General features: G+C 70.3%; 14 protein-coding genes and 1 pseudogene. 12 read left to right on the top strand and 3 right to left on the bottom strand.

The window, feature by feature from the left end; all coding sequences use genetic code 11:
• Positions 1-103 precede the first annotated feature (103 nt).
• From ACWD5Q_RS28860 to pqqB, 9 genes and pseudogenes are all read left to right on the top strand, one after another.
• Positions 104-1,348, top strand: a complete 1,245-nt coding sequence (locus ACWD5Q_RS28860; protein WP_451429992.1) for a hypothetical protein — start codon at positions 104-106, stop codon at positions 1,346-1,348.
• Positions 1,345-1,917: a hypothetical protein gene (locus tag ACWD5Q_RS28855; protein ID WP_451429991.1), complete on the top strand. Its 573-nt coding sequence runs from the start codon at positions 1,345-1,347 to the stop codon at positions 1,915-1,917. Before ACWD5Q_RS28860 ends, ACWD5Q_RS28855 begins: the two co-directional genes overlap by 4 nt.
• Entirely contained in the window at positions 1,917-2,597 is a 681-nt protein-coding gene (locus ACWD5Q_RS28850; protein WP_451429990.1) for a hypothetical protein, read from the top strand. Before ACWD5Q_RS28855 ends, ACWD5Q_RS28850 begins: the two co-directional genes overlap by 1 nt.
• Positions 2,598-3,107: 510 nt before the next feature.
• On the top strand, positions 3,108-3,317 hold the full coding sequence (locus ACWD5Q_RS28845) for a hypothetical protein (RefSeq protein WP_451429989.1): 210 nt from the start codon (positions 3,108-3,110) through the stop codon (positions 3,315-3,317).
• An 89-nt stretch (positions 3,318-3,406) separates the two neighbouring features.
• A pseudogene (locus ACWD5Q_RS28840) lies at positions 3,407-4,233 on the top strand (IS5 family transposase).
• Complete coding sequence (locus ACWD5Q_RS28835; protein ID WP_451429988.1) at positions 4,230-4,652, top strand: hypothetical protein; 423 nt, start codon at positions 4,230-4,232, stop codon at positions 4,650-4,652. Before ACWD5Q_RS28840 ends, ACWD5Q_RS28835 begins: the two are co-directional and overlap by 4 nt.
• Before the next feature lie 683 nt (positions 4,653-5,335).
• Entirely contained in the window at positions 5,336-5,737 is a 402-nt protein-coding gene (locus tag ACWD5Q_RS28830) for an SseB family protein (protein WP_451429987.1), read from the top strand.
• Between the two features lie 132 nt (positions 5,738-5,869).
• Positions 5,870-6,985, top strand: a complete 1,116-nt coding sequence (locus tag ACWD5Q_RS28825) for a hypothetical protein (RefSeq protein WP_451429986.1) — start codon at positions 5,870-5,872, stop codon at positions 6,983-6,985.
• Between the two features lie 59 nt (positions 6,986-7,044).
• The gene (gene pqqB, locus ACWD5Q_RS28820; RefSeq protein WP_451429985.1) at positions 7,045-7,929 is read left to right on the top strand and encodes a pyrroloquinoline quinone biosynthesis protein PqqB; all 885 of its coding nucleotides are present in this window, start codon (positions 7,045-7,047) and stop codon (positions 7,927-7,929) included.
• Positions 7,930-7,937: 8 nt separating this feature from the next.
• Here pqqB and ACWD5Q_RS28815 read toward each other — a convergent pair whose 3' ends face one another.
• The 3 genes from ACWD5Q_RS28815 to ACWD5Q_RS28805 all read right to left on the bottom strand — a co-directional run bounded on the left by ACWD5Q_RS28815 (position 7,938) and on the right by ACWD5Q_RS28805 (position 9,313).
• Entirely contained in the window at positions 7,938-8,342 is a 405-nt protein-coding gene (locus ACWD5Q_RS28815) for a MarR family winged helix-turn-helix transcriptional regulator (RefSeq protein WP_451429984.1), read from the bottom strand.
• Positions 8,343-8,482: 140 nt separating this feature from the next.
• Positions 8,483-8,833, bottom strand: coding sequence for a VOC family protein (locus ACWD5Q_RS28810; protein ID WP_451429983.1), 351 nt, complete (start codon positions 8,831-8,833; stop codon positions 8,483-8,485).
• Positions 8,834-9,025: 192 nt separating this feature from the next.
• Positions 9,026-9,313 (bottom strand): ArsR family transcriptional regulator, encoded by a 288-nt coding sequence (locus tag ACWD5Q_RS28805; RefSeq protein ID WP_451429982.1) that lies wholly within the window; start codon positions 9,311-9,313, stop codon positions 9,026-9,028.
• Positions 9,314-9,726: 413 nt separating this feature from the next.
• On the opposite strand from ACWD5Q_RS28805, the gene crcB (ACWD5Q_RS28800) reads away from it, so the two are divergent.
• Genes crcB (ACWD5Q_RS28800) through crcB (ACWD5Q_RS28790) form a run of 3 tightly spaced genes read left to right on the top strand, consistent with a single transcriptional unit; the run spans position 9,727 to position 11,056 of the window.
• The gene (crcB, locus tag ACWD5Q_RS28800; RefSeq protein ID WP_451429981.1) at positions 9,727-10,203 is read left to right on the top strand and encodes a fluoride efflux transporter CrcB; all 477 of its coding nucleotides are present in this window, start codon (positions 9,727-9,729) and stop codon (positions 10,201-10,203) included.
• Positions 10,204-10,238: 35 nt separating this feature from the next.
• On the top strand, positions 10,239-10,682 hold the full coding sequence (locus ACWD5Q_RS28795; protein WP_451429994.1) for a DUF190 domain-containing protein: 444 nt from the start codon (positions 10,239-10,241) through the stop codon (positions 10,680-10,682).
• A complete protein-coding gene (crcB, locus tag ACWD5Q_RS28790; RefSeq protein WP_451429980.1) occupies positions 10,679-11,056 on the top strand; it encodes a fluoride efflux transporter CrcB in 378 nt (125 codons plus the stop codon). The genes ACWD5Q_RS28795 and crcB (ACWD5Q_RS28790) overlap by 4 nt, the downstream gene beginning before the upstream one ends.
• The last annotated feature ends 30 nt before the right edge of the window (positions 11,057-11,086 follow it).

Here is an 11,086-nt window from a genome sequence, read left to right as displayed (position 1 = left end):
CACGGCGGCCGCTCACCCCTTCTCATGTGCAGGCTAACAAGTCATCAGACCCCTTCATTCCGAGGCGAGTTGCAGCATTCTGTTAGGAGTTCTTAAGGAGACCGTGACCTCGAACGGCAAGACCGCCGAATACGGCTACGACGGCCGGGGTCGCCTGACGAGCTACAAGGACGGCAACGGCAACACCACGTCCATCTCCTACGACAGCCAGGACCGCGTCACACAGAGCGCTGACTCGACGGGCGCAACGACCTCGTACGCCTACAGCACTGACAGCGGCGGCGACCGCGTGGTCACCGTGATCGACTCCGCCGCCGGAACCTTCACTCTCACCTACGGCGCCGACGACCACCTCCAGGCCGAGACACTGCCCGGCGGCAGCACCCTGGCCGCCGAGTACGACGAGACCGGAGCCCCGACCCAGCGCCTCTACAGCGCCGCGAGCGGCACCGCCGAACTCTCCGACAACGCCGCCTACACCGTCACCGGTGCCTACGCGGCGGACAGCCAGACCGCCGGCACCACCACCAACACCACCTACACCTACGACGCCGCCGACCGCCTGACCAAGGCCCAGAGCACCAACGGCGACACCCAGTGCACGTCGCGCGCCTACACACTCGACGGCGCAGGCAACCGCACCGCCCTCACCACCAGCGAGGACTGCTCCAGCTCCACCACGATCAACTACGCCGTCGACGCCCTGGGCCGCATCAGCGACAGCGGCTACACCTACGACGCCTTCAGCAGCACCACCGCCACGGCGGACGGCACCGCATACGGCTACTACGCCGACGGCACGCCGCAGCAGATCACCAGCGGAACCAGCCGCGAGACCTGGACCCTGGACGCGGAAGGCCGCCTCGGCACGGCCACGACCGCCACCAGTTCCAGCGGCACCTGGACCACCGCCTCCACCGAGACCAGCCACTACAACGGACTGCGGAACACGCCCAGCTGGGGCACCGACGGAACCAGCACCACCCGGTACGTCACCGACCCGGACGGCAACCTCCTCGCCCTCACCACGAGCGACGGCACCACCCGTCTCCAGCTGACCAACATCCAGGGCAACGTCGCCGTGGAACTCGATCCCAGCAGCGGTGCCGCCGAAACCCACCTCTACGACGAGTACGGCAACACCGACAGCACCGACCGCTACGGCTGGCTCGGCGCCACCCAGACCACGGACCGGCGACTGGCCGGACTGCTCCTCCTGGACGGCCGCGGCTACCTGCCCTCCCTGGGCCGCTACCTCGGCCGACGATCCACCCCCGTCACCGATTCCGAGGGCTCGGACAGTTCCTCGGACTTCTTCACCCCGCAGTTCGGAACGGAGCACTCATGAACCGGCTCAGACGACTGAGACGACGGCTCTCTGTCATCCTGTCGGTGACGGCAGCCATGCTGCTGATCTCCACACAGTCGGCGCATGCTGATACGGACATCCAGTACCTCTGGGCGTGGACGAAGAAGACAAATGTGGTCACACACGAGTGGGACTACGTCAACACCAGTGGCGAGCCCATCAAGATGACCATCACGGAGGAGAAGATCACCGAGGTGAAAGGAGCGTTCGACGCCAGCGCCGGGGCGACCGGCAAGCTGGCCACCAAGTTCTTCGGCGAACTGGGGATCGAGGTAGGGCTGTCCATGCACGGCGAGGGAACGCACACGACGAGCACGAGCGTCACCACCGAGATCACCATCCCCAAGACGGACGGCAAGTACATCTACTACCGCGGGACACGGAAGGGCAGCGGACGGTACGAGCGCTGGGCGTGCGGGTCCCACAGCTGTGCGCGGATGGGTTACAAGACGGGACACAGCTGGAACAGCAACTCCATCGGGAGTATCAGCTGCAAGAAGGCGGCCCAGGACGGACTGTCGGCACTGGCGAAGAAGAGGTACTGCTGATGACACGGCCCGGTCAGGAGGCAGCCGGCAGGAGGGCGGCCGGATTGCGGCGGGCAGCCGTGCTGGCCGCAACAGCCCTGGTGGCGACGGCGTGCACCGCGTCCTCGCAGGGCAAGGAAGCCAAAGCGACGCCGTCCCCCAAGTCGACGGCCATCTCGGTGGCGGAGTGGGCGTGCAAGAACGACCGAATCCACTGGGGAAAGATCAAGACTGAAGGGAAACTGGTCGCTGTTTCGCAGCTGGTTCGCGTCAAAAAGGGTGAGAACGCTGCGAACGTCACCTTCCATGCGATTCCCGTACGCAAGGTGAAAGCAGGCGTCACGGCCAGTGGGAAAGTGCCCGCGGCGTCGGTGTTCTCCTCCCTGGAACGGCACATGAATCTCGGTGGAAAGTCGCTCGCTCAGAACGGCGAGTCAGTGCCGTTGCCGGGCGCCGCGGGATTCGGGACCGCCGATATGACAGGAAAGACCGGCGACTACCTCTCCGTGGTCGGCGTGCAGGTGGTCGAGGCGAGCTTCGTCCAAGGGTGCGCCAGCAACGAGAAGGCCCCGGTCTACGGCACCGTCACCACGTGGTACGGGAAGACCCAGGGCATGATCAAGTGCGGCCGTTACACGGGAACCTATCCGGGTTTCCGGGAAGCGCATGACCTGGTGTGTGGGGAGGAGCCTCAGACCTAGCCTGCGTGTCGAAGGCCGGTCAGCCACTCAAGCCCCGTCGCCCGTCCGGCGAGTTTCAGGGGTTGTTGAACCGGCTGCGGCCAGGAGTTTAGCGAGGCGCTCGGCTGGGGCTTCCCAGCCGAGCGTTTTGCGTGGCGAACTGGTCAGCTCAGCAGCCCCTGCGTGCGCGGCGAAACTGGTCTACAAGCGGGTCTCGACCGACCGGCGGCCGAACCCAGCAGAACTTCGTCTTGGAGGAGGCCGGGATCGAGGGCTCGGTCGTCTTCGACGAGGATCCGAACGCCCTCGCCACCGTCTCCCCCTTCAGCGCGCCAAGTTGCGCGAACTGCATACCTACGCGCGGCCGGGCGACACTTTGCACACCTTCCAGATGTTCCGCCTCGTACGCGGCACCGGCCACATCCTCGTCGTGCTCGACGTCCTCCGCCGCGACCAGGCGGCACTGCCCATCCGTGACGGCGCGTGTTATCGGTCGCGTGGCAGGACCCGTACCGCGGGTCTGCGGTCTGCTTGCCGCAACTGCTCGTTCTCCGGTTCCAGGACCTGGGTGATCCGGACGAGCTGCTGTACCTGGGCGAGGAGGCTGTCCCGCTCGCGGCGGAGTCTGGCTGCCTGGTCCCCCAGGACATCGTGCCGTTTCTGGAGGGTGTGCAGGGCTTGTGGCTGGTGGTCCTGCGTGCGGATGAGGGCATAGAAGAGGTCTTTGAGAGGGCGGAATGAGAGTGCATGGGAGATTTGTCGTCACCTGAACGTGTGGTGGTGCGGCATCACGGCCGGCCGGCGGCCATGGGCATGTTGGGCTGGTCGCCGTGAGCGAGCGCAAGCCGTACAAGACCGACGTGAGCGACGAGCAGTGGGCGCTGGTCGAGCCGGTGATCGTCGCGTGGAAGGCCGCGCATCCCTCGGTCAGTGGCCATCAGGGCCGGTACGCGATGCGGGAGATCGTCAACGCGCTGCTCTACCAGGGCCGGACTGCCAATGGGGGCTGCTCCCACACGACTTTCCGCCGCCCGGCGTGGTGAAGTACTACTTCTACACCTGGCGTGACGACGGCATCGATCAGACCATTCACGACCTGCTGCGCTGGCAGGTGCGGGAAATGGCGCGTCGGAAGGCGGACCCGAGCCTGGTGGTGCTCGATACCCAGAGCGTGCACGCGGCGGCCGGAGTGCCCGCTGAGTCGACGGGGCGTGACGCGGCAAAAAAAGTACCGGGCCGCAAGCGCGGCCTGGCCGTTGACGTTCTGGGGCTGGTGATCGCGGTGGTCGTGGCGGCCGCGTCGGCGCACGAGAACGCCGTCGGCATCGCGCTGCTGGACAAGGTCGCCGCCGACACCGACACCGTGGAGAAAGCCCTGGTCGACCAGGGCTTCAAGAACGCCGTCGTCGCGCACGGGGAAAAGGTGGGCATCGGGGTGGAGGTCGTGGAGCGCGATCCCGCGCAGACCGGGTTCGTGCCCCAGGCCAAGCGGTGGGTCGTGGAGCGCGCCTATGGGATCTTGATGCTGCACCGCAGGCTGGTGCGCGACTACGAGCATCTGCCCCGCAGTTCGGAGTCGCGGGTGTACTGGGCGATGACCGCGGTGATACTGCGCCGGCTGACCGGGGCGACCACACCGGCCTGGCGCACGGCATGACCGGCGAGGAGCTGACCCTCGGCGCGGTGCTGGCACGGCTGGAGGAGCGGGAACGGGAGATCACCGGGCAGGCCGAGACGATGCGGGAACAGATCACGCAACTGACCGCACGGCTCGACAAACTCGGCCGGGCCGCCGAAGAAGTCCGGATCACCCGAAAGACACTGCTGGGGCTGCCCGACCCGCAGCCGCCCGCGCCATCGGCACTGAAGCTGCCGGATCATCCGGCCTATCAGCAGATCATGGCGGTGTTCACCGCCGCCGACCACCCGCTGCGGGCCCGGCAGGTGTGCGACGCGATGGACCTGCCGGTCGCGCCCAACAACATCAACAACGTCCGCCTCAAGCTCAAGCGGCTGGCCGACCGCGGGATCCTGGCCGAGACCGAGCCAGGCTTGTTCACCCAGCCCCGGCCGTAGCCGGCCGACGTTGTCCCGCACGAAACGAAGAATCGGGCATCAAGTCTCATACCGCCCTCTCAAACGCTCGGGGAAGGCACCGGCCGGCTGGGCCGTGTGAGCTTCGGCGGGGAGGGGGCCGGACGGCTGTCGGCTGTCGGCTGTCGGCTGGGGCCTTGGGGCCATTGGGGCCGTTGGGGCGGCTGAGAGGGCTGAGTCCGGGCTCCGATTGGAGGAAATGGGCCAGGAGCAGACTGGTCAAGACCGGCCAAGACCGGTCAAGACGGGCTGAGACAGGCCGGAGACCGGCCGAGACGGCGGTGAACGGGGCGAGGGCCGGGGTCTCCGGGACTGGTCGCCTTGGCCCAGATCGGCCACAGACGGGGGGAGACCGGCCAGGACCCCGGCCGAGACGGCCGAGACCAGCCGGGGATCGGCCGGTTTCCAGCCGCACACCGGCCGCAGACCAGCCCCATACCGGCCGCGCACCGGCCACAGCCCCGCAGACCAGCCCCAGACCGTCCTCAGGCCGCTCTCGGAGCGGCCCCGATCCAACCCCAACCCCGGCCCCGAACCCGCTTCAGGCCATCCGATTCCAGCCACCCCGGTATGCATGGCCCGCCCCCGGGCGGGTACCTGACCGGAACGTGTCGTCCGGAGCCGGTGGTTTCGGGCGCCCGCTCGCCACTACCTGGGAATCTGCCATGGACACACCCGAGAACACCCCCCGTCCGACTGCGGCACAGGCGGCGCTGGACACCCTCGTGGTGGATGCGGCCGACACCGAGGCGCTGGACACGCTGGCCGGGAGTGAAGTGCTCATCCCGGTGCCGGACGACGCCACGGAGGAGGACGCCACCAACCCCAACGCCGTGGCGCTGCCCGTCCTGGAGCAGCCGGACGGCCAGCAGACGGTGCCCGTGTTCACCTCCGAGACGGAGATGGCCGATCTGCTGCCCTTCGTCTCGCGCTACCGGCTCGTGCCGCTCGGCGCGCTCGCCTCCCAGTGGCCCACCGGCGACCTCACGCTCACCATCGACGCCGCCTCGCCGCACGGCCTGACGCTCAACTCCGACGGGGTCCGCACGCTCCTGGCCCGGCCGTAGGGGGCCCGGCCGGCCGGGCCCCGCGACAGAGCGCCCCCGCCCACGATACTGAGCCGGCGGTGGCCCGGGCCGTCCTCGATGCCGTACGGGCTCCATCCCGCGGAGGGCACCGGCCCGACACACAATGACGCCATGAGATGGATCTCTGGTGTGGCCGGTGTACTGCTCCTCGGGAACGTCCTGGCCAGCATCCTGCGCACCCTGGTGGTGCCCCGCGGCCTCTACTCGGCGCTCGTGTACCGGCTGTGGCGGGTGCTGCGCGGTCTGCTGCGGCTGGGCGCCCTGCGCGGTGGCTACCAGGCCATCGACCGTACGCAGACCTGGCTCGGCCCGCTGATCCTGATGGGCATGCTCGCGACCTGGCTCGGCGGGTCCTTCGTCGGCTACGGGCTGCTGCTGCACGCCCTGTCCACGCTGAACTGGGCCAACTCCTTCCGCGAGGCGGGATCCAGCCTCTTCACGCTCGGCTACGCCAGCGGTCAGCGGCTGCACCTGTCCGCCGTGGACTTCCTGGCGGCGGCCACCGGGCCCGTGGTCATCGCCCTGCAGATCGCGTACCTGCCCACCCTGTACGCCGCCTACAACCGCCGTGAGCTGGAGGTCACCCTGCTGCAGTCCCGGGCCGGCGAACCCTCCTGGGGCCCGGAGATCCTCGCCCGGCAGTGGCTGGTGCAGACGGAGGCCGCGCTCTCCGAGCTCTACCGCGACTGGGAGCGGCTGGCCTCGGACATCGGCGAGAGCCACTCCACCTACCCGGTGCTGGTCTCCTTCCGTTCGCCCCGCCCCTACCGGCACTGGCTGGTCGGACTGCTCGCCGTCATGGACGCGGCGGCCATGCAGCTCTCGCTCGCCCCGCACTCCGCGCCGCCGGCGGCCCGTCTGGTGCTCCGGGCCGGTTTCACCGCCCTGCGCGACATCGCCCGCTCCGTGCGGTTCCCCTTCAACGTCGACCCGGCACCGGACACGCCCATCCACCTCACCTTCCCGGAGTTCGAGGCGGCCGTGGCGATGGTGGAGGCGGCGGGCTTCCCGGCCGAGCGGTCGGCCAAGGAGGCATGGCCGCACTTCCACGGCTGGCGGGTCAACTACGAGGCGATCGCCTATGAGTTGTGCCGTCGCTCCGACGCCGTACCCGCCCTGTGGAGCGGCCCGCGCGACTTCCCCGCCGACCCCCTGCCGCCGTGGCGCCCGGTGGACCGCCGGCCCGACGACGAAGGTCGGCCGGAACTGCCCCCCACGGCGGGGTAGCCCGGGCCCCCGCGGCGGGAAGATCCCAGGGGAGCGGCCCGACAGGGAGGGGATTGGTCGTGAGGGTCATCCTGCTGGGCACGGCCGCCGGCGGCGGCTTCCCGCAGTGGAACTGCGCGTGCGCGCTGTGCACGGCCGCCCGTGACGGCAAACTGCCCTCCCGCAGCCAGGAGTGTGTCGCCGTCACCGGTAACACGCGCGACTGGTGGCTGCTGAACGCCTCACCCGACATCCGTACGCAACTGGCGGCCAACGCCCCGCTGTGGCCGGGGCCGGGGCCCCGGGACACCCCCGTCCGCGGCGTACTGCTGACCGACGCGGAGGCCGATCACGCCATGGGCCTGGGGGTGCTGCGCGGCGGCCCGGACCTGAAGGTGTACGCAGGGGCTCCGGTGCTGGCCGCACTGGTGCCGCTGCGTGCGGCGCTCGGTCGCTACAGCGGGTGGGAGTGGGCGGACGCCCTGACCGACGGCGGCTTCGTCCTCGCGGGCGGACTGGTCGTCACCGCGCACCCGGTGGGCGCCAAGGCGCCCCGGTACGTCCCGGATACCGCCGCGGACGCCCCCTGGGTGATCGCGTACCGCATCGAGGACCTGGCCACCGGCGGAGTCCTCGTGTACGCGCCATACGTGGGCGCCTGGTCGCCGGTGCTGGACGAACTGCTGGCGACGGCGGACTGCGCACTGCTCGACGGCACGTTCCACGCCGCCGACGAGATGGGCGCGGTGGTGCCCGGTGCGGCCGGACAGGCGGCCCTGGGGCATCTGCCGGTCGCGGGCGCGCACGGCAGTCTGCGCCGGCTGGCCCGGCACCCCGGCACGCGCCGGATATACACCCACCTCAACAACACCAACCCGCTGCTCGACCCGGCGTCGGCCGCCCGGCGCCAGGTGACCGAGGCGGGGGTCGAAGTCCTCGCGGACGGGGCCGAGTTCGTCGTCTGAGCGGTCGGTCAGTCCGAGGACGACGGGGCGTTCAGCGTGCGGGCCAGCGCCTCGCGTTGCAGCGGCACCACCTGGGCGTGCAGGGCGCGGCCCTTCTCGGTCAGCGCGACCCAGACCCCGCGCCGGTCCTCCGCGCACACGGAGCGCGCCACCAGGCCTTCCTTCTCCAGCCGCCCGATCAGCCGGGACAGGGCGCTCTGGCTCAGATGGACGCGTCCGGCGATGTTGTGCACCCGGCACAGGTCGCCGTGTGCGGGCGCTTCGGCGGCCAGGATGTCGAGCACCTCGAAGTCGCTGGCGCCGAGCCCGTACGGGTGCAGTGCCCGGTCGATCTCGCACAGGGTGCGGGCGTGCACCGACAGGATGTCCCGCCACTGTTGCTCGAGCCGGACACCACCCGTTTTCGCTGCCATACCCGCACGGTAACAGAGAACGGCTCTGTTGTTTACAGTGCAATTAGTGTGCCCGCAAGCACTGTCGCCCGCGGAGCGCCGGCCCGGCCCGGGCACGGCCGTCCGGGGGCCGCTGCCGCGTTGATGCGCGGCCTTTGTGCCTACGCCACCGGGTCCTGCATCAGTCCCACGAGGTTGCCGTCCGGGTCCTTCACCGAGGCGATCAGCTTGCCGCCGCCGACGTCCTGGACATCCTGGAGCAGTTCGGCCCCGGCCTCCAGCAGAGCGGCGAGACGCGCCCGGATGTCCGCCACGTTCCAGTAGGGCACCGGGCCGGTCATCCCCTTGGCGTGGCCGTTCGGGTCGAGGCCGATGTCCTGCCCGGCGGTCCTGAACCCGACGTAGTACGGCTCGTCCGCGTAGGGCTCCACCTCCAGCAGGGCGCTGAACACGGACTTCGCCCGGGCGAGGTCCTTGGCGGGGTAGATGATCGTGTGGACTCCCGTGGTCATGGCGTACTCCTCCGAGATGCGAGATCCCAGGTCCGGGATCCGGGTCGTGTGGGCCGACGTCGTGCGTCGGTGGTCTCACGTTAGGGCGGGGGAGTGCGGGAAGGCTTCTCCAAAACTGACCGGTCGTCCCCGGCACCTCCCCAACCGGCCGGGGCCGGCCGCCGTCGTCGGCCACACCCTTCGCCACCCCGTTCACCACCCTTCCTCGAACAAGCGCGCAATCTCGGCGACACGGGCCTCGTCCCGGCGGTAGCAGGTGTGCCGGCAGGTCCTCTTGGTACGCGGCAGGCCCACGGCGGCGAGGATCCGCAGATCGGCGGCGGCGACGGACCGGGGTACGGCGAGCTTCTCGGCGACGGCCGCCGCCGTGACGCCGTCCTCGACGAGGTCGCCGTGGCGCTGCGCCGGGAAGTGCGCGACCGGGTCCTTCAGCCATGCGAGGATCCGCATCCGTCGCTCGCTCACGGGTTCCTTCGGCATCTCGTCCCTCCGCGCCCATGCTCCCGGCCACTGTGGCGTGCCGGGCGGGGGCCGGCCGAGGTGGGAACGGGCCGAAGCGACGCGACGGCGGGCCGTGTCCCGGCCACGGGACGGACCTGCCGCACCGGCCGCCCCGCAGGCGCCCCGCACCGTAGACGCCCCCGCCGTCGCCCGGCCCCGTACCGCGCCCCACCGCCCCGATCGGCGCGCTCACGGTCGCACGCGGCCCCGGTTCGCCTGTGTGCGGGCCGCTCGCGCACCGCGTTACTCTGTTCCCCGGCCGCGATCACCTTCCGCGGCGCGGCGGTGGGGCCCGCCGTACCCGAACCGCGGCCGTGCCGCCGCCAACGGTCCCTACTTGCGATCGAGCGTGCCCGTCCGGCAGGGCCCCGGCGAGTAGGAGAAGCACATCCATGACAGTCCCGCATCCCAAGAGCGCCGACCGGGCCGGTACCCCCGCGTCCGGTTCCGCTCGGCGGCCCTCGCCCTGGCACGAGCAGGGACCCGTCGTGGCGGTCGTCGCCCTCGGCGGCGCCCTCGGCGCCACGGCCCGCTACGCCGCGTCGCTGCTCTGGCCCGCACGGACCGGCGGGTTCCCCTGGACCACCTTCGGGGTCAACCTCGTCGGCTGTGCCGTGATCGGCGTGTTCATGGTCGTGATCACCGAGGTGTGGGCCGCTCACCGGCTGGTGCGGCCCTTCTTCGGCACCGGAGTGCTGGGCGGCTTCACCACCTTCTCGACATACGCCGTCGAGATCCAGAAACTGGTCGACGCGGGCGAGCCGCGCACCGCGCTCGCCTACCTGGTCGCGACCCTGGCCGGGGCTCTCGCGGCGGTGTGGCTCGCGATGACGGCCGCCCGCCGGCTCCTGGCCTGGCGGCAGCGATGAACGAGACCGTCGAACGGCGCCCCTCGGAGGCCGCGATGACCCGACTGTCCGGCAAGGCCCTGCGGTTGACCGTCTTCATCGGCGAGCACGACCGATGGCACCACAAGCCGCTGTACGCCGAGATCGTGCACCGCGCGCACGCCGCGGGCCTGGCGGGCGCCAGTGTGTTCCGCGGCATCGAGGGCTTCGGCGCCTCCTCGCTCGTCCACACGTCGCGGCTGCTGTCGCTGAGCGAGGACCTGCCGGTGGCCGTGGTCGTCGTCGACACCGAGGAGCGCGTCCGCGCCTTTCTGCCACAGCTCGACGAACTCGCCGTCGAGGGGCTGGTGACCCTGGACGACTGCGAGGTCATCACCCGCACGGGACGTGGAGAGACCCCGCGCACGGCGGCCGGGGACGGTGACGAGGCTGCGGGAGAGGGTGACACGGCGGCCGGGAACGGTGGCACACCAGACGAGAAAGGTGAGAAGTCGTTGTGAATTGGCTGCTGGTGATCATCGGCGCCATGGTCGGGGCACCCCTGCGCTACCTCACCGACCGCGCGGTGCAGCTCAGACATGACACCGTCTTCCCCTGGGGCACCCTCGCCGTGAACGTCGCGGGATGTGTGATCCTCGGCCTGCTGACCGGAGCCGCAGCGTCCGGTCACGCCTCGCCGCACCTGCAGCTCCTGCTCGGCACGGGCCTGTGCGGGGCGCTGACCACCTACTCGACCTTTTCGTACGAGACACTGCGGCTCACCGAGACCGGTGCGGGGTTCTACGCTGCCGCCAATGTCGTCGCGAGCGTGACGGCGGGGCTCGGCGCGGCCTTCGCGGGGGCCTCGGTCGCCGGGGCGGTGTGGCCCCGGTAGGCGGACGTCATCCGCGCGTAGTACAACTTC

The sequence above is a fragment of the Streptomyces sp. NPDC002513 genome, from assembly GCF_053595355.1.
This window is presented reverse-complemented; position numbering and strand designations above follow the sequence as displayed.